At 64.0% G+C, this 17,921-nt stretch carries 21 protein-coding genes; 3 read left to right on the top strand and 18 right to left on the bottom strand.

Annotated features, from left to right (window positions below; genetic code table 11):
• The first annotated feature begins 111 nt into the window (after positions 1-111).
• Positions 112-1,092, top strand: a complete 981-nt coding sequence (locus tag AC0L30_RS11110; RefSeq protein WP_007592427.1) for a tripartite tricarboxylate transporter substrate binding protein — start codon at positions 112-114, stop codon at positions 1,090-1,092.
• Between the two features lie 86 nt (positions 1,093-1,178).
• Here AC0L30_RS11110 and AC0L30_RS11105 read toward each other — a convergent pair whose 3' ends face one another.
• Positions 1,179-2,327 carry a mechanosensitive ion channel family protein gene (locus AC0L30_RS11105; RefSeq protein WP_007592428.1) on the bottom strand — a complete coding sequence of 383 codons (1,149 nt, stop codon included), beginning with the start codon at positions 2,325-2,327 and terminating at the stop codon, positions 1,179-1,181.
• A gap of 127 nt (positions 2,328-2,454) precedes the next feature.
• Between AC0L30_RS11105 and AC0L30_RS11100 the strand changes: the two genes are divergently transcribed.
• Entirely contained in the window at positions 2,455-3,705 is a 1,251-nt protein-coding gene (locus tag AC0L30_RS11100) for a DUF763 domain-containing protein (RefSeq protein WP_007592429.1), read from the top strand.
• Between the two features lie 38 nt (positions 3,706-3,743).
• Here AC0L30_RS11100 and AC0L30_RS11095 read toward each other — a convergent pair whose 3' ends face one another.
• The 8 genes from AC0L30_RS11095 to AC0L30_RS11060 all read right to left on the bottom strand — a co-directional run bounded on the left by AC0L30_RS11095 (position 3,744) and on the right by AC0L30_RS11060 (position 7,647).
• Positions 3,744-3,986: a hypothetical protein gene (locus AC0L30_RS11095; RefSeq protein WP_007592431.1), complete on the bottom strand. Its 243-nt coding sequence runs from the start codon at positions 3,984-3,986 to the stop codon at positions 3,744-3,746.
• A gap of 34 nt (positions 3,987-4,020) precedes the next feature.
• Complete coding sequence (locus AC0L30_RS11090) at positions 4,021-4,284, bottom strand: hypothetical protein (protein WP_035992883.1); 264 nt, start codon at positions 4,282-4,284, stop codon at positions 4,021-4,023.
• A 15-nt stretch (positions 4,285-4,299) separates the two neighbouring features.
• Positions 4,300-4,527 (bottom strand): hypothetical protein, encoded by a 228-nt coding sequence (locus AC0L30_RS11085; protein ID WP_035992886.1) that lies wholly within the window; start codon positions 4,525-4,527, stop codon positions 4,300-4,302.
• A 3-nt stretch (positions 4,528-4,530) separates the two neighbouring features.
• Entirely contained in the window at positions 4,531-4,731 is a 201-nt protein-coding gene (locus AC0L30_RS11080) for a hypothetical protein (RefSeq protein WP_007592432.1), read from the bottom strand.
• 9 nt (positions 4,732-4,740) lie between these two features.
• Complete coding sequence (locus AC0L30_RS11075) at positions 4,741-4,923, bottom strand: hypothetical protein (RefSeq protein WP_007592434.1); 183 nt, start codon at positions 4,921-4,923, stop codon at positions 4,741-4,743.
• A gap of 138 nt (positions 4,924-5,061) precedes the next feature.
• Positions 5,062-6,333, bottom strand: a complete 1,272-nt coding sequence (locus tag AC0L30_RS11070; RefSeq protein WP_007592436.1) for a cytochrome P450 family protein — start codon at positions 6,331-6,333, stop codon at positions 5,062-5,064.
• A 107-nt stretch (positions 6,334-6,440) separates the two neighbouring features.
• Positions 6,441-6,767, bottom strand: a complete 327-nt coding sequence (locus AC0L30_RS11065; RefSeq protein WP_007592438.1) for a hypothetical protein — start codon at positions 6,765-6,767, stop codon at positions 6,441-6,443.
• 106 nt (positions 6,768-6,873) lie between these two features.
• A complete protein-coding gene (locus tag AC0L30_RS11060) occupies positions 6,874-7,647 on the bottom strand; it encodes a ferredoxin--NADP reductase (protein ID WP_007592440.1) in 774 nt (257 codons plus the stop codon).
• 156 nt (positions 7,648-7,803) lie between these two features.
• On the opposite strand from AC0L30_RS11060, the gene AC0L30_RS11055 reads away from it, so the two are divergent.
• Entirely contained in the window at positions 7,804-9,000 is a 1,197-nt protein-coding gene (locus AC0L30_RS11055) for an amidohydrolase family protein (protein ID WP_007592442.1), read from the top strand.
• A 57-nt stretch (positions 9,001-9,057) separates the two neighbouring features.
• On the opposite strand, the gene AC0L30_RS11050 is transcribed toward AC0L30_RS11055, so the two are convergent.
• From AC0L30_RS11050 to AC0L30_RS11010, 9 genes are all read right to left on the bottom strand, one after another.
• Entirely contained in the window at positions 9,058-9,447 is a 390-nt protein-coding gene (locus AC0L30_RS11050) for a hypothetical protein (RefSeq protein WP_007592444.1), read from the bottom strand.
• 43 nt (positions 9,448-9,490) lie between these two features.
• Positions 9,491-9,946 carry a MarR family winged helix-turn-helix transcriptional regulator gene (locus AC0L30_RS11045; protein WP_007592445.1) on the bottom strand — a complete coding sequence of 152 codons (456 nt, stop codon included), beginning with the start codon at positions 9,944-9,946 and terminating at the stop codon, positions 9,491-9,493.
• A gap of 14 nt (positions 9,947-9,960) precedes the next feature.
• Complete coding sequence (locus AC0L30_RS11040) at positions 9,961-10,665, bottom strand: ABC transporter ATP-binding protein (RefSeq protein ID WP_007592446.1); 705 nt, start codon at positions 10,663-10,665, stop codon at positions 9,961-9,963.
• Positions 10,662-11,453 (bottom strand): ABC transporter ATP-binding protein, encoded by a 792-nt coding sequence (locus tag AC0L30_RS11035; RefSeq protein ID WP_007592447.1) that lies wholly within the window; start codon positions 11,451-11,453, stop codon positions 10,662-10,664. The genes AC0L30_RS11040 and AC0L30_RS11035 overlap by 4 nt, the downstream gene beginning before the upstream one ends.
• Positions 11,450-13,339 (bottom strand): ABC transporter permease, encoded by a 1,890-nt coding sequence (locus AC0L30_RS11030; RefSeq protein ID WP_354127865.1) that lies wholly within the window; start codon positions 13,337-13,339, stop codon positions 11,450-11,452. Before AC0L30_RS11030 ends, AC0L30_RS11035 begins: the two co-directional genes overlap by 4 nt.
• 157 nt (positions 13,340-13,496) lie before the next feature.
• Complete coding sequence (locus AC0L30_RS11025) at positions 13,497-14,699, bottom strand: ABC transporter substrate-binding protein (RefSeq protein WP_007592452.1); 1,203 nt, start codon at positions 14,697-14,699, stop codon at positions 13,497-13,499.
• Between the two features lie 25 nt (positions 14,700-14,724).
• A complete protein-coding gene (locus AC0L30_RS11020) occupies positions 14,725-15,309 on the bottom strand; it encodes an amino acid synthesis family protein (protein ID WP_007592453.1) in 585 nt (194 codons plus the stop codon).
• A gap of 27 nt (positions 15,310-15,336) precedes the next feature.
• A complete protein-coding gene (locus AC0L30_RS11015) occupies positions 15,337-16,236 on the bottom strand; it encodes a UPF0280 family protein (protein WP_007592454.1) in 900 nt (299 codons plus the stop codon).
• The gene (locus AC0L30_RS11010) at positions 16,233-17,690 is read right to left on the bottom strand and encodes a hypothetical protein (protein ID WP_035992890.1); all 1,458 of its coding nucleotides are present in this window, start codon (positions 17,688-17,690) and stop codon (positions 16,233-16,235) included. The genes AC0L30_RS11015 and AC0L30_RS11010 overlap by 4 nt, the downstream gene beginning before the upstream one ends.
• Between the last annotated feature and the right edge of the window lie 231 nt (positions 17,691-17,921).

Genomic DNA, 17,921 nt, shown 5'->3' with positions numbered 1-17,921 from the left:
TTGTACTATCGTACAAAAGATCAGGTCTCGTCAACAAGCACCATAGGCGGCGTCCGGACGGCTCGAAAGACCGACGGGTCCGCGCGCAGACGCCCGCAAGGAGTGCTGGAAATGCTGGGTTTGAACAAGAAGATCGGCAGCTTGATGCTGGGTGCCGGTCTGCTGCTGGGAGGCGGCGGCGCCGAGGCCGCCGACAACTATCCGAGCAAGCCGGTTCACATCCTTGTCCCTTATGCCGCCGGTGGCGCGGTCGACGTGCTCGCGCGCACGCTCGCACAGGCATTGGCGAAAACCTGGGGCCAGCAGCCGGTGATCGACAACCGTCCCGGCGCCGGCGGCATCGTCGCCTCGCAGGCGCTGACGCAAGCCGCCCCCGACGGATACACGCTGATCCTGGTCGCGAGCGGTCATCTCCTCAATCAGTTCATCTATCCGAGCGTGCCCTACGACACGTTTAGGGATTTTACCGCGATCACCGAAGTCGCTTCCTCGCCGCTCGCGATCGTCGTCGCCAAAGACAGCCCCTGCAAGACGCTCGGCGATCTCCTCGCTGCGGCGAAGAAGGACCCTGACAAGCTCTCCTACGGCATGTCGGGCAACGGCACCTCGGCGCATCTCGCCGGTGAGCTATTGAAATATATGTCCGGCACCAAGATCGTCGCGATCCCTTACAAGGGCGGCGCCCCCGCGCTGACCGCCGTAATCGCCGGCGACATCCCGCTCAGCATCAATCCACTTGCAGAAGCCATCAGCCAGATCGAAGGCGGCCCGGTGCGCGCGCTCGCAGTAACCTCGGCCGAACGCTCCAAGGCGCTGCCCAATGTTCCGACCGTCGCCGAGTCGGGTGTGCCGGGTTACGACGTCTCCGTCTGGTGGGGCGTTCTCGGCCCGGCGAAAATGCCGCCGGAGATCGTGGCGAAGCTCGAAACCGATCTGAAGGCGGCGTTGCAGGACTCGAACGTACTGTCGACGCTCGGCAAGATCGGCGCAGCCCCGGTCGGCTCCTCCTCCAAGGATTTCGACGCCTACATGCATGCCGAGGCGACCAAATGGGAGCCGGTGCTGAAGGCCGCCGACATCCGCGCGCAATGAGGTGCTTCGCATGAGGACCGGCGCGCTCGACACGATCCAGCAGCGAGCGGGCTTGCGCGGCGCGACGAAGGCGGCGCGCGAGTAGGTCAATTGCGTGCGCTCGCCCGCCTCTTCTCCGGCGGCGCGGGACGCCGCACGAAATCGGCGTCATCGTCGCCTCCCCCCGACGGGATCAGGATCGCGCGCTCGCGCGGCAGCGCTTCCGGCATCTCGTCGCGGATGAAGGCGATGAGCTTCTCTCTCATCTCGCAGCGCAGGTCCCAGGACTGTGGCGCGTTCCTGGCGCTGACGAGGGCGCGAAGCTCGATGGTGCGAGCATCCGCGTCGATCACCTGGAGATTGACCACCTCGCCGTCCCAGAGCTTGGATTCCTTCACTGCTTCTTCCAGCCAGCGCCGGATCCGCGGAACGTCCGCGCGGTAGTCGACGTGGAGCGCGATCACGCCGATCAGGGACGCGGTGTCGCGGGTCCAGTTCTGGAATGGTTTTTCGATGAAATAGGACAGCGGCACCACCATGCGGCGCCAGTCCCACAGACGGATCACGACATAGGTCGAGGCGATGTCCTCGACCCAGCCCCACTCGTTCTCGATGATCACGGCATCCTCGATGCGGATCGGCTGTGTGATCGCGATCTGCATGCCCGCGATCAGATTGCTCAGCAGCGGCCGGGCGGCAAGACCGACGATGATACCTGCGGCACCGGCGGAGGCGAACAGGCTGACGCCATATTGCCTGACCGAGTCGAACGTCATCAGCGCGGTAGACACTGTGATGATGACGATGATGATATCGGTTACGCGCTTGAAGACGCGGACCTGGGTGACGTGCTTGCGCGCGACGAAATTCTCGGTGACGTCGCGAAAGTTCAGGAGATACCGTGCCGCGCTCATATCCACGATCCGGATCGAGATCCAGCCGATCAGCGCGATGAAAGCAACGACGAACAGGCGCGTCAGCGGCGTGCGGAAGGCGTCGTCCAGCGGCGCGAGCGGCAGCACCAACGCCACGGCGGCAAGACAGACGGCCAGCTGAGCAGGGCCCGCCGTGCGTTCGATGAACACGCTCAGGAGCGGGAGACGGGTTCCGAACGCGCGGTTGAACAGCCAAACCGCGAGACGGTAGATCGACAGGGCCATCAGGATCGCGCCAACGACCAGACACAGGCCGACGAACCACGACGGTATCCACCCGAACATCCTGTCGATGTCGGCCAAAAGGGTCTGCCGATTCATTAAAGTCCCCGTATTTGCATTCGCGCTTGCCGTTCAACGCGTCGCAGCGTGGTTCGCTCCCCCGCTCTGTGCAACGCAGCATCCCTCTGGTGCAATCATCGCCGAACTGCGCTATTTGTGGTCAATCATGACTCGACGGACCGGCAGCGCCGATCTTCCCCTTCACACCGGCCGGGTTCCACCCTGGCTGGCCACCCGCATGTCTTCGCTCGGCGCGATCGTCACGCAGGCGATCGTCCATCATTACGGGCGCGATGCATTCCTCCAGCGGCTCTCGCACCCGTTCTGGTTCCAGTCCTTCGGCGCCGTAATGGGAATGGACTGGCACTCCTCCGGCATCACGACGTCGGTGATTGGCGCGCTGAAGCGGGGTTTGGGCCCGCTGCAGGATGAGCTCGGAATCTACGTCTGCGGCGGGCGCGGCCAGCACTCGCGCAAGACCCCGGACGAACTGATGCAGCTCGGCGACCGCGTCGGCTTCGACGGCGCAATGCTCACGCGTGCGAGTCGCCTCGTTGCGAAGGTTGACAGCGCCGCGGTCCAGGACGGCTTTGACCTCTACCTGCACGGATTCTTCGTCACCGCCGACGCCAAATGGACGGTGGTGCAGCAGGGCATGAACGGCGACAAGCGGCAGGCCCGCCGCTATCATTGGCATTCCGAGGCACTGAAGAGTTTTGTCGACTCACCGCACAGCGCGATCGACGGGCCGCTGCAAGGCGAGATCGTCAACCTCACCGATCATCGCGCTGATATCTCGCGCTCCGCGCAGCTCGAACTGTTGAGTGATCTCGGCCCCGATCGCATTCTTTCCGAATTCGAGCGGCTCACCGGGACTGCGCCAGAGCCCGCGCAGGCGATGCTGCCGCACCTGATCATGCCCGCGCATCACGACGTCCGGCCAAAAGATGTGTTCGCGCGCCGCCTGCACGGCACACTCGCGGCCGCGGCCGAGCGCGGCCCGGTCGACTTTCCGGAGCTGCTGCTGACGCCCGGCGTTGGCGCGCGCACGGTGCGTTCGCTGGCGATGGTCGCCGAAGTCGTGCACGGCGCGCCCTACCGCTTCAACGATCCCGCCCGCTTCTCGCTTGCCCACGGCGGCAAGGACCGGCATCCCTACCCTGTTCCAATCAAGGTCTATGACGAAACCATTCGCGTGCTGAAGGGAGCGATTCAGAACGCAAAGCTCGGGCGCGAGGAAGAGATGCAGGCGATCAAGCGCCTCGACGACCAGGCGCGGCGGCTGGAGCGCACCGCGCACGGGCCATCGGTCGATACGTTCATCGCCGGAGAGCGTGCCGCCTCGCCCGATCTCGACGGCCGCTCCGTGTTCGGCTGGGAGCGCGATCTCGGGCCGGCAAAAAAGCGGACCGGCTGAAAACCGGTCCGCGAGTTCAGCGGAAAGGAGCGCCGCTCTCAGGTCTCGTCGCTGCCCGGCTCCTCATCGAGTCGGTTGGCCGAGTGATCCTGATATTGATCCGTCTGGATCGACTTGCCGTCCATGCCGCGAATGTCCGAATGCTGCTTCTTGTCGCGGTTCGAAAGGACCATGTTGTCGCCGATCTTGTCCTTGGACACGTCCGTCATGGCGCCGGTGCCGTCGCCCTTGCCGTGCATGCCCGATCTGAAATGCGTCTTGCTGCCATGACCACCTGGCATCTTTTTCTCCTCTTGCTTTGATCGCCCGTGAGGCTCAGTGCTTCTGCTGGGCCGGCGTCGGTTTCGGGGGCTTGTGGCCGCTCTGGCCGGTGTCGTTGTGCTTGTTGTGGTCGCTCTCCTGGTTGAGGCCGCCCCGGCTCACCGGAAATTCACTCTGCCGCGCCTCGGGTCGCGCGCGATGGACGGCCGTGTCCTCCGGATTGTGGCCGATGGCTTGGTCAAGCTCTCGCGCGTCTGGAACATCCGGCTTGCGCTCGAGGATGCGAACCTGTTGCTCGTGGGTCTTCTTGCCTTGCATGCTCGTCCTCCGGAGCTATCGGTCTCGTCGGTGCGTGCCACTGCGCGCGACGTCCTTGTCGATGCCGCCAGTGGCGTTCACGTCGTTCTCGACGTCGCCTTCGATCGTGTTCTCGCCCAGGGCGTCCTCGAGGTCCTCAGGCGAGATACCGGCCATCGTTGCGCCCTTCGATCCGCCGATCAGGGGATTTTCGTGCAGATCCTTTTCGGTCGGTGCGTAGAGTTTGGGTTGCCTATTGGTCATGCCTCACCTGCCTCCGCCCTTTCCGGCCTCGTCATGCCTGTGGTGTGAATCGTGCTCGCCACCTCCGCCGGAGACGCGGCTGTGGTTGCGCTGCGGGTCGTCCGCCGGTGGCTTCTTCACTTCGAGCGGTGCCTTCGCATTCTCATGCGAAGCGCCAGGTCCGCCCTGACGGATGCTGTTCGGTGTCTTGGTGGATGTCGACATGTCACCTCCTCAGCGATCCTGCTGATAGCCTTGGTTGGTGGTGTTCTGCTTGATGTTGCCCTGCTGCCCTTGCTGGTCTGGATTTTGCGCACGCTGCTGGCCGTGCGGGGCAGTCGAGGACACTTGCTTGCTGTCGCCGGTTCCCTTTGGGCTTTGGTTCTCGGCCGGAACAGGTGGCATCTTGCCGGTCATGATGCTGTCTCCTGTTGTTGATCTGCGACATCGACCGGAGGAACTCATCGCGGCTTTCGATGTCGCAAAAACAACTAGAGCAACGGCATGCCGTTCCTACCGACGAGTGCAGAGAAAATTTTCCGCAAGGCGTAAGTCTCAGCAGGCCACTGGCTGGGAACGAACCGTCATCGATCCAGCTGACGCTGTCGCCTGTGCTCCGTGGCCGTCGGGCACGACAGGGAGGTTCGCGATCGCACGCATGCCCGGTCGCTTGCGCCAGTGGATCTGAGACACGTCCACAGCAAAACCAAGTTTCGGCCATCGCACAAACAGCGCTTGCAAGGCACACGCTGCCTCGATCCGGGCAAGTTGATGACCGAGGCAGAAATGGATGCCCGTTCCGAAGGAAATGTGACGGTTCGGCTTGCGCGCGAGATCGAGGCTGTCGGGACGATCATGCGCCGCCGGGTCCATGTTCGCCGCGGCGAGCATCACCATGACGCGATCGCCCTTCTTGAGACGCACGCCCGCGAGCTCGATATCCCGCCTCACATAGCGCGGCTTGGAGAACTGCACCGGCGACACGAAGCGCAGGAATTCCTCCACCGCAAGCCCGACGCGGCTCCAGTCCTGTGCCAGCCAGTCGCGGACGCCAGGATTTCTGAGGAGCTCGTAGACGGAACCGCTGATGAGATGCGTGGTGGTCTCGGAGCCCGCCGCGAGCAGCAGGAACACCATCGACACCATTTCGTCCGGCGTGATCTGGCCGCCCTCGCGCTCGACCTGGACCAGCTCCGAGATCAGGCCCTCGCCGCCCCGCGCGCGCGCAATCTGAAGCTGCCGTTCGAGGTAGGCTCGCATCTTGCGGAACGCGAACAGCAGCCGGAAGAAGCTGGCGACGTTCGTGAGCGAGGACATCGTATTGGCCCAGGCGATGAAGCGAGGGCGATCGGCCAACGGCAACCCAAGCAGCTCGGAGATCACCGCGAGCGGCAGGATGCGGGCATAGCGCTGGACGAGATCGGCCGGGCTTCCTGCCAAGAACAGCTCGTCGGCGAGACCCTCCGCGATGGCGCGGATACGCGGCTCCATCGCGACGATCGCGCGGCGTCGGAACGCCTCGTCCACGATGCTGCGCAGCCTTGTGTGGTCAGGCTCGTCCATCGTCAGCATGTTGTTGGCGATGGTTCTAACGTAGTTCGGCATCCACCAGCGCAAACCTGCGACGTCGCCATCCTCCTTGCGCAGCGTGAAATTGCTGCCCTCCTTCAGGACTTGCGCCGCGGCCTCATAGGTCGTGGTGATCCAGACATCGCCGACGAGAGGAAATCGCACCGCGACAACAGCACCGGACATGCGCAACGTCGCGATCGCCCTGGGTGGATCGCGAAAGAAGGCCTCGCTGGTGAAATCGAGGCGTGGCGCCATGTGATCACCGAAGCGGTTGATGGCGTCTCACCGAGATGGTGCACGACGCCGCCCGCGCAAGGGGTGCGGAACCTGCGCTTCGGCGGTGCAGGCGTAGAGAGACGAATCTACCCCCGCCCCGGCGAACGCGGGCTGATCTTGCGCTGCTGCTGGTTGGTGTAGGCGTCCCAATTGCTCCAGCTGCCCTTGCTGAGGCTTTGCAGGTCGGTGGTGAGCGGACGGCGCGTGCGCTTGTCGTGATCGGCGATGGCGCGCTCGGATTGCGCGATCTTGCGCCTGAGTTCCCCGACCGCCTTCTGGGTTTGGCCGTTCCGTTTCGAAGACGCGATCTCGCCCATCGTGAAGCGCGCGGTCTCGAGCGCCTTCAGCTCGGCGCGGTTCTTCTTCAACTGAACCCGGTGCCAGGCGATGTTGCTGTCGCTGTCCGCAACCATGTGGGAACTCCGCTGATTCGTTCCCACAGTGTATCGCGCGCCGAATCGGCGCCGCAACGGGCGTCCGGCGGCGAAAATACGGTCTTATTGCGCGAAAATTCCGGGCCTAGCGTTCGGCGAAGGCCTTTTCGACCACGAATTGGGCCGGCTCGCCGTGATTGCCCTCGACAAGCCCTCGCTCGCCGAGGAGCACGCGGGTATCCGCCACCAGCGCCGGGCTGCCGCAGATCATGACGCGGTCGTGGGCGGCTTCCAAGGCCGGCAGGCCGATGTCGGAAAACAGCTTCCCCGAGGTGATGAGGTCGGTGATGCGGCCGCGATTGCGGAAGGGATCGCGCGTCACGGTCGGATAGTAGATCAACTGACTACGGATGTACTCGCCGATCAGCTCGTCCTTGGGCAGCGTCTCCGTGATCATCTCGCCATAGGCGAGCTCCTTCACGTGCCGGCAACCGTGCAGCAGCACGACCTTCTCGAACCGCTCGTAGGTTTCGGGGTCCTTGATCACGCTTAGGAACGGCGCAAGGCCCGTGCCCGTGCCGATGAGGTAGAGGTTGCGGCCGTCCTCCAGATTGTCGATCACCAGCGTGCCGGTGGCCTTGCGGCTGACGATGATCTCGTCGCCTTCCTTCAGATGCTGGAGCCGGGAGGTGAGCGGGCCGTCCGGCACTTTGATCGAGAAGAACTCCAGCGTGTCCTCGTAATTGGCGCTGGCGACGCTGTAGGCCCGCAGCAGCGGCTTCTCGCCGACCTTGAGGCCGATCATGGTGAATTCGCCGTTGCGGAAGCGGAAGGTCGGGCTGCGGGTGGTCTTGAAGGAGAATAGCGTGTCGGTCCAGTGGTGGACGCTCAAAACGGCTTCCTGATTGAAATTGCTCATCTCACCCTTCCGTGGTGTGTCGTGGCGGTTTTCAAGGCGGCAGCTATGCGTCGTTTGTACACGATCATTTGTATACTAATGAATAATCCGGCTTGATCCCGGGGTCAAGGCTGCCCAAGATCGGAAGCGTTGCAGTTAAGGATAAGGACCCATTCCATGGCGCATGACGCACCCCAGGCCGCCGGACCCTCGAAGCTCGTGATCCGCAATATCGGCCTGATCCTGTCCGGCGCGCTGGAAAAGCCGATCCTGGACGGCGACACCATCGTCGCCGAGAACGGCAAGATCACCGCGATCGGCCGCTTCAAGGACCTCAACGCCGAAGGCGCGACCACCATCGTCGAGGCCAACGGCACCACGGTGGCGCCCGGCCTGATCGACAGCCATGTCCACCCAGTTGCGGGCGACTGGACGCCGCGCCAGAACCAGATCGGCTGGATCGACAGCAATTTGCATGGCGGCGTCACCACGATGATTTCCGCCGGCGAGGTGCACATGCCCGGCCGCCCGCGCGACGTCGTCGGGTTGAAGGCGATGGCAATCTTCGCCCAGCGCGCATTCTGGAATCTGCGGCCTGGCGGCGTGAAGGTTCACGCCGGCGCGCCTGTGATCGAGTGCGAGATGGTGGAGGAGGACTTCAAGGAGTTGGCCGCAGCCGGCGTCAAGCTGCTCGGCGAAGTGGGCCTGGGCGGCGTCAAGGACGGCCCCACAGCGCGAAAAATGGTCGGCTGGGCCCGCAAATACGGCATCCAGAGCACGATCCACACCGGCGGTCCCTCGATCCCCGGCTCCGGATTGATCGACAAGGACGTGGTGCTGGAGGCCGACACGGACGTGGTTGGCCACATCAATGGCGGCCACACCGCGCTTCCCGACGACCAGATCCGCTGCATCTGCGAGGGTTGCAAGCGCGGCCTCGAGCTCGTCCACAATGGCAACGAGCGCTCGGCGCTGTTCACGTTGCGCATCGCGCGCGAGATGGGCGATCTGCACCGCGTCATCCTCGGCACCGACGCGCCGGCCGGCTCCGGCGTGCAGCCGCTCGGCATTCTCCGCATGGTGTCGATGCTGTCCTCGCTTGGCGACCTGCCGGCCGAGGTCGCGTTTTGCCTTGCCACCGGCAACACCGCGCGGATGCGCGAATTGGATTGCGGCCTGATCGAAGTCGGCCGTTCCGCCGATTTCGTCATCATGGACAAGGCGCAGCATTCGGCCGGCAAGAACATCCTGGAGAGCGTCCAGCTCGGCGACCTGCCCGGCATCGGCATGACCATCATCGACGGTATCGTGCGCACCCAGCGCAGCCGCAACACTCCGCCGGCCGGCAGGGTACCGGAGGTGGTGGCGAAGTGACGCAGCCGGAGCGGCTCGCCGCTCCGCGCGGTCCCTCGGGAAAAGCAGATCACCCAATCAACGGCGCTTAGCGATTTCACAACGCACGTAGGTCTGGCGCTTGCCTTGCCCGACCGGGCTGTTGTCCATCACCAGCTTGCCATCAGCGGCAATGGAAACCCGGGGACTAGAGCGATACTTCTCGCCCTCGCCTTCGCAGGCGAGCTTCATTTTCCAGCTGAGCTTTCCATCGGCGGTGATCTCGCTGGCGCGGCACCTGGTCTCGTACCAATAGAGGCGGTTGCCGCCCTCGATGCTCATGCGGTTGGCGCTGTCCTGGTCGCGGCAATCCTTTTTGGTTGACGCCCAGAACCCCTCATAGGCTTGCGCCGCGAGGGCTGGAGCACACTGGCCCGCAAGCACCGCGCTCATACTCAGAACCGTCGCAAACTGCGTCGCCGCTCTCATACCGAAAAACCTCGACAAGACCTTCATCGAGGTTAGTCGCGCCTCACCGCAGCTTGTTCAACAGCGCCATCAGCATCTCGCGCTCCTTTGCCTCGAGCGGCGCCAGCGTCTCCCGGGTGATCGCGAGCGCATTCGGCGCGACCTTTTCCGCCAGCTGCTGGCCCGCGCGCGTCAGGCTGACCAGAAGCCGCCGTCCGTCCTCGGGATCCTGGCTGGTTTCGGTCAGGCCGCGCGCCGTCAAACGATCGATCACGCCCTTGATGGTCGCCACATCCATCGCCGTCAGGCGCCCGAGCTGGTTCTGCGAGCATGGCCCGGCCTCGGCGAGCTTCGACAGCGCCGCCCATTGCGTCGGCGTAATATTGGTGCCGATCTCGCGAGAGAAGATCGCGCTGTGACGCTGCCAGACCTGTCGAAGGATGAAGCCAACCTGCTCATCGAGCACGTAAGGCGGCTTTGCCGGTTTGACGCTTTTCTTCGCCGCGACGCTTCTCGCCATCCGCTCCCCGCCCCCTACAACGACAAATGTGCGTCGCGGATATCCGGACGCGCATCGAGCTCGGCCATGGTGCCGCCGAAACAGATGCGGCCGCGCTCGATGATATAGGCGCGATCGGAGATCAGCCGCGCAAAGTGCAGATTCTGCTCGGAGACGACGATGCTGACGCCCTCCTTCTTCATGGTCAGGATGGCCTCAACCATCTGCTCCACGATCTTCGGCGACAGGCCTTCCGAGGGCTCGTCGAGCAGCACCAGCGACGGATTGCCCATCAGCGTGCGTGCGATGGTGAGCATTTGCTGCTCGCCGCCGCTCATGCGGCCACCCGGGCGATTTTTCATCTCGCCGAGGTTGGGGAACAGCGAAAACAGCTTGTCGCGGGTCCAGTGCGGCGCGTTCGGGCGCTTCGGCTGGCGGCCGACTTCCAGATTCTCTTCCACCGTCAGATCGGTGAAGATACGCCGCTCCTCCGGCACGTAACCAAGCCCATCGCGCACGATCTCATGCGTTGGACGCGCCGAGACATCCTTGCCTTCGAACATGATCCGTCCTGAGCGCTGCGCGACGAGCCCGACGATCGAGCGGAACGTCGTCGACTTGCCGGCGCCATTGCGGCCGAGCAATGCCACGACTTCCCCCTCGCCGACCTCGAAGCCGATGTCGAACAGGATATGGGCCGGGCCATAATGACTATTGAGGTCTTGCACCGTGAGCTTCATGCCGATGCTCCCTCGCGATGCCCGGCATCGTATAGCAGGCCCTCGCCAAGGTAGACCGCCTGCACCTGCGGATTGCCGCGGACCTCGGCCGGCGAGCCCTCGGCGATCAGCGTGCCGCGGTTGAGCACGATGATGCGATCGGCGTGCTCGAACACCACGTCCATGTCGTGCTCGGTGAAGAGAACGCCGATCGATTTTTCCCGGGCGATCTGCGCGGTCAGTCGCATCAAATCGACGCGCTCGCGCGGCGCCATGCCGGCGGTCGGCTCGTCCATTAGCAGCAACTTTGGCTGGTTGGCGAGCGCGACGGCGAGCTCGAGCCGCTTGAGATCGCCATAGGCAAGCTCGCCACAAGGGCGATCCGCATAGCCGCCCATGCCGACCAGTTCGAGCAGTCGCCCGGCTTCGCCGCGGTCGAAGTTCGGCGCCGAGCCCCAGAGATTGAACAGCTGCTTGCCATGCGAGATCAGCGCGACCTGCACATTCTCGCGCACCGTCATGGTCGCGAAGGTCGCGGTGATCTGGAAGGTGCGGCCCACGCCCATCCGCCAGATCTCGCGCGGCTTCCTGCCGGTTGTGTCCTCGCCGAGCAGGCGGACGTGGCCGGTGTCAGGCTTGTTCTGTCCGTTGAGCATATCGAAACAAGTGCTCTTGCCCGCGCCGTTCGGTCCGATCAGCGCCAGGATCTCGCCTGATCGCAGCGAGAACGAGACGCCGCGCACGGCGTGGACGCCGCCGTAGGATTTGGTCAGTCCTTCGACCGCGAGAAGTGGGGGGGCGACGCTCATTCGGCGGACTCGATCGGCTTGGCAAGCAAGGGGGAGCCCGGCGGCGATGCCTTCCTGCGGCGCTGCGCCAGCATCTCCAGCATGCCGACGATGCCCTTGGGGAAGACGACGACGATCAGAACGATGAAGCCGCCGAGCACGAGTTTTGACAGATCGGTCTGGCTGACCAGCCAGATGTTCAAGGCCTTGTAGACGATGGCGCCGATCACCGCGCCCGACACCGTCTCGACGCCGCCGAGCAGCACCATGACCAGCGCATCGACCGAGAGCGAGATGCCGAGATTGTCCGGGAAGACGCTACCCTTGAGGTAGGCGAACAGCGCGCCGCCGATGCCCGCGGTCGTGCCCGCGATCACGAAGGCCGTCCACTGGATGCGCTTGGCGTTGATGCCGACCGCTTCGCTGCGCAGCAGCGAGTCGCGCGTTGCTCTCAGCGCATAGCCGAATGGCGAGAACACCATTGCCCGCAAAGCGATCGTCACGAGCGCAGCAACACCGAGCGACAGCCAATAGAAATGCGATGGGCTCGCGGCCCAGCTCGCGGGCCAGACGCCCAGGATGCCGTTGTCGCCGCCGGTGACGCTCACCCACTGGAACGCGATCGACCAGACGATCTGCGCGAAGGCGAGCGTCAGCATCGCAAAATAGACGCCCGAGAGCTGTACCGCGAAGAAGCCGAACACGGCAGCGCCCATGCAGCCGAGCAGCGGACCGAGCAACAGGCAGACGATCATCGGCAGCCCCGCCATCTTGGCGAGGAAAGCGACGCCGTAAGCGCCGAGGCCGAAATAGGCGGCGTGGCCAAAGGACGCGAGCCCGCCGACCGACATCAGGAAGTGCAGGCTGACGGCGAAGATCACGGAGATCGCGATCTCCGAGCCGACGGTCAGTGCATAGTTGCCGGCGAACAGCGGCAGCGTCGCTGCGATGACGAGCGCTGCAAGCGCAGCCAGCCGCTCATTCGACGTCAGCGGCCGCCAGGGATTGACGGTGAGACCCGGCGTCTTGCGCGCGGGGGCCTCTGGTTTGCCGAACAGGCCCCAGGGCCGCACGATCAGCACCGCCGCCATCACCAGGAACACCAGGATGATGGAGATTTTGGGAAAGATCAGGATGCCGAAGGCGTTGAGCTCGGAGACCAGCACCGCCGCGACGAAAGCACCGATGATGCTGCCGAGGCCTCCGATCACCACGACAACGAAGACCTCGACGATGATGCGCAAATCCATCGCATGATGCACGGCATCGCGTGGGATCTGGAGCGCACCGCCGAGAGCGGCGAGGAAAACGCCGACCGCAAACACGCTCGTGAACAGCCATTTCTGATTGACGCCGAGCGCTGCGACCATGTCGCGGTCCTGCGTCGCTGCGCGCACCAGCACGCCCCAGCGCGTGCGCTGAAACAAAAGCCAGAGAATGCCGAGCACGACCGGGCTGAGCACGATCAGGAATAAATCATAGCTCGGGATGTTTTGGCCGAAGAAGTCGATCGCCCCCTTGAAGCCGGGTGCACGGCGCCCGACGAGATCGTCCGGGCCCCAGATCAGGACGACGAGGTCTTCGACCATCAAGGTCAGGCCGAAGGTCGCAAGCAGCTGGAACAGCTCGGGCGCGTGATAGATCCGCCGGAGCAGCACCATCTCGACAATGACGCCGATCACCGCCACGGCAAGCGCAGCGATGACGATCCCGCCCCAGAAGCCGAACGTCCCCGATAGGCGCTCGGTGAGCGTGAAGGCGATATAGGCACCAATCATGTAGAAGGCGCCGTGCGCGAAATTCACGATCCGCGTCACGCCAAAGATGATCGACAGGCCCGACGCCACCAGGAACAGCGACGCTGCGCTGGCGAGACCGGTCAGAAACTGTACGACATAAAAGGCCATCGGCGGTCCGGGTTAGTGTTGCATCACCTCTCCCCGCTTGCGGGGAGAGAGAGCTTCGTAGGGTGGGTTAGCGCAGCGTAACCCACCTCTTCTGGTTCTGCGGGTACAGACCGTGGTGGGTTACGCCTCCGGCTAACCCACCCTACGGCAGCGGAGATCAATCCTTCGGACGCAGCTTCTCGACTTCGGCATCACTTGGCAGATAATCCGCGCCCTTCTTGTAAGACGAGTCCACCATCACGCCCTTGCCGTCCTTCAGCGCGGTCTTGCCGACATAGGCACCGAGCGTCGACTGGTGATCGATCTTGCGGAAGGTGATCTCGCCCAGCGGCGACGGCATCGACAGCCCTTCCGCCGCAGTGATCAGCTTCTCCGGATCGGTCGAATTGGCCTTCGCCAGGATCGCCGCCGCCGACTTGATGGTCTGGTAGCCGACGATCGAGCCGAGGCGCGGATAGTCGTTGTACCTGGCCTGATAGGCCTTCAGGAACGCGTCGTGCTCGGGCGTCTTGATCGAGTACCAGGGATAGCCGGTGACGATCCAGCCCTCTGGCGTCTCCTCCTTGAGCGGGTCGAGATATTCGGGCTCGCCGGTGAGGAACGAGACGACCTCGCGTCCCTTGAACAGGCCGCGGGTGTTGCCTTCACGCACGAGCTTCACGAGGTCCGCGCCGAAGGTGACGTTGAGGATCGCTTCGGGATTTGCCGCGGCAACCGCCTGCACCACCGGGCCGGCGTCGATCTTGCCCTGCGGCGGCCACTGCTCGTCGACCCACTGGATGTCGGGCCGCTTCTCCGACATCAGCTTCTTGAACACCGCGACCGCGGACTGGCCGTATTCATAGTTCGGCGCAATCGTCGCCCAGCGCTTTGCCGGCAGCTTGCTGGCTGCTTCCACCAGCATCGCCGCCTGCATGTAATTGGAGGGGCGCAGTCGGAACGTGTACTTGTTGCCCTTCGACCAGGTGATGGCGTCCGTCAGCGGCTCGGCCGCCAGGAAGAACACCTTCTTCTGGTTGGCGAAGTCGCTGACCGCAAGACCGATGTTCGACAGGAACGTACCCGTCAGCATCGCCACGCCCTCGCTCGACACCAGCTCGTTGGCCGCGGTCTGCGCATCCGCCGGCTTGCCGCCGTCGTCCTTGGACACGACGATGAGCTTCTTGCCGTTGATGCCGCCGGCTGCGTTGATCTCTTCGACCGCGAGCTGCCAGCCCTTGCGATAGGGCTCGGTGAACGCCGGAAGCAACGAATAACTGTTGATCTCGCCGATCTTGATGTCTTCCGCCAGGGCCGAATGAGCCATGCCGCTTGCCAACAGCGCGAACGCCGCGCCGACAAAATAGTTCTTTGCTCGCATCCCAACCTCCACTTTTCTGAAAAGATTAACGCAGTCCGTCTTCGCCCTTGATCTCCGCAACGGTCAGCCCGCCGACGCGCGGCAAAGGACGGCCGCTGTCGGTGACGGCGACCGCGACCATGATCTCGTTGGCGCGCGGCGCGTCGTTGATCTGCACTTCCATGCCGTCGAAATGACTGCGCACGAAGGCTGCATCCTTGTGGCCCAACGGAATGTCCAGCGTCGTGCCGGGTCCACTGCGCTTCTTCGACGACGGGATCAGCGCAGCGCCCTTGCCTAGCACTTTGCGCACCGGCGCACCCATTTTCGGGTGAAGGATGGCGGCTGCATGCTCCAGCTCGCCGTTTTCGCCGACGGCCGCGGCCTTGCCATAGCTCTGCGCCTTGGACCCGTCGATGCCAAGCGCCGCCACCGCGCGCTTCGACAGCAGCTCGCCGAGCTCCTCGCCGATCGCGATCAGCGGCGAGAGATCCTCGACATATTTTCCGGCAAACGGGTTCTCGATCACGGCGATTGCCGCCGCACGCCGCGTCGCCGGCGAGACCTGGCGGCCCATCTCCATCTGCGTCTCTTCGACAACGGTGACGATCTTGCGGATGATCGCGCTCATGATTTTTTCCTCGAGCCGCTTCCCTGTTCAGGCATGAACCGCGTTCTCTTGTACAAGCGGGCGCGATCGTTGCCGTTCAATATCCTTGGTCCCGATGACAAGCATATCACCACAAAGCTGCAACACGGCACCCTCGATCAATCCGCGATCGAATAATTGCCGTGCACATTCCGCGCCAGATTCGAGCGCGGTGGCGATCTCGTTCTGCGACAATCCACCAACGTTGCGGGTCACGAGCCGCGCGCCGAGATCGCTGTCGGGCTGAAGCTCGCACGCTGGCTTTCGGATGATCGCCGAATGCCCCGGCAGATCGACGGCATTCGCAATGATCGTCGCGGCGGCATCGGCTTGCGAGGCCGTTCCGGCCAACACGGTCACCGCATCGGCAATCCCGAGCGAAAAGCTGCGGCCGTGCCTTCCGCTGGTCGCAATGCCCCGCACGGTATCATCGGCATCCACCCTGATTGTCCGCATCACGCCGCCGCGATCGGGCCGGTCCATCAGGCCGACCGAAAAATGCTGGCCGTCGCCGAGATGCAGGGCGATGTCGCCGCCATTATTGACATAGGCTCGATCGAGCGCCGCAGCGTTCAGCATTGCGCCGAGAATCTCCTCCGCCACGCCGCCGGCAACCGCCGCCATCGGCGTAATGAAGTCATCAGCGGCATAGGGCGCCACCGCGGCGTGCATGCGGCGCGCCACGACGCCTACCAGCAATGTCCGCTCCGGCTCAGCTGCCGCCCGCAGTTCTGGCAGTTCCGCGCAGAGCTCGTCGAGCAAACCCGTGAAGCGCCGGGCCGCAGCCTCATAGGCCGCGCGCACTGCGTCGGCAGCCCCCCTCGCCTCGACGATCAAATCAATCGGTCCATCCTGCAAATGCAGCCGCCGGCCATCAGACAGCAACGCGATTTGCGGGAGCCTTGTCATGCCCGAGGCCCCGGAATCGGGTTCTGCCAGGGCAATTGGCGGACATCCTCGCCGCCCTGAACTTCGGAGAGCGGTTTCACATAATCCATGTGCCCGCCGAGTGCCGCATAGTCCGACAGCTTCATCGTGAATTCGATGGGCGCGACCAGCGCCGGCGTCGGCACGTAACCAAACGCCCCCGCCGGCATCTGCGTCACGTCGACCATGTAGGTGATGCCGCCGCCCGGCCAGACATAGACCGGCGCGCCGCCACTGGTGACGCGCGTCAGGGCGTCCTTCACCGAGCGCGTCAGCCGCACTGGATTGTCGGTCACGCCCGCCCGCAAGGAACCACCGGCGCCGGCCATGAACAGCACCGTACACAGCGCTGGCTCGCAATTCTCCTGAATGCGCTCGACCGAGAACTTGAGGTCGTCAGGCATTTCGGTCTCGACCGGCTTCAAGGCTTCGTCGAGCACGTAATAGGACGAATGCTCGCCCGTCGTGGAGACCATCAGCATGGTGAGGCCAGGCTTGGCCTCCTTCGCGTCGAACGGTCCCAGGATTGCGAGCGGATCGGAGATATTGGTGCCGCCCCAACCCGTGCCGGGATCGGCGACCTGGAAATAGCGGCCGGGCGTCGAGCGGCGCCCCTTCATCTTGATGCCGGTATCGGCGATGTCGAGCAGCTTGCCGGCCTGGTGCTCCGAGAGCACGCCGGTGATATGGTCGTCGACCACGACGACCTCGTCGACCTTGCCGTGCCATTGCTTGGCGAACATGCCGATCGTCGCCGAGCCGCAGCCGACGCGCATGCGCTCTTCTTTCATGCCGTTGACGATCGGCGGCTGGCCGGCTTGCACCACCACGCTCGCGCCACCGTCGATGGTGAGTTCGACCGCCTTGCAATTTGCGAGATCCATCAGCGTGTCGCAGGTGACGCGGCCCTCCTTCTTGGAGCCGCCGGTCAGATGATGCACGCCGCCGAGCGACAGCATCTGCGAACCGTATTCGCTGGTGGTGACATGGCCGACCGCCTCGCCTTGTGCACGGACGGTCGCGGTCTCCGGCCCGAGATAGCGGTCGGTGTCGATCTTCACCTTGATGCCGCAATAGGAGAAGATGCCCTCGGTGACGACAGTCACCATGTCGACGCCGTCGACCTCGGCCGAGACGATGAACGGCGCCGGCTTGTAGTCGGGATAGGTCGTCCCCGCGCCGATCGCCGTTACAAAGGTGGAAGGCTCGTGGACGATCTTGCCGTCCCAATCTTCGGTGCGGCTGAACGGAACGAGCTTGCCGCCATGCGACACGGTGCGCTCCAGGATCACATGCGGATCGACGCGGACGAGCTTGCCTTCGTGATTGGCATAGCGGTCGCAGGCGCCCGCCGCGCCCGGCTTGATGTAGCACATCACCGGACACGCATCGCAGCGGATCTTGTCGATGGCGGCGCTCGTAGGTTCAGTCACCATGTCAAAGCCAGCCGACAGTGCAGTTATCATTTGTACACGAACGATGTTGCGCGCCCTCCCGATGGCTGTCAAGCGGCGGTGCGGCGCAAAACATACGCCTGCCGCATAAAACCTCATTTGCCTACCCGCCCTGTCCACAAAGAAGGCATTCGCGCTGCACTGCGGCATGCACGGCTTGCACGTTTGTGTACAAACGGTATCGTCGCAACGTAGATTTTGAGCGGACTTGGA

The sequence above is a fragment of the Bradyrhizobium sp. MI1.11 genome (assembly GCF_055811255.1).
Note: the sequence above shows the minus strand (reverse complement) of the source record. Positions and strands in the feature narration are given on the sequence as shown.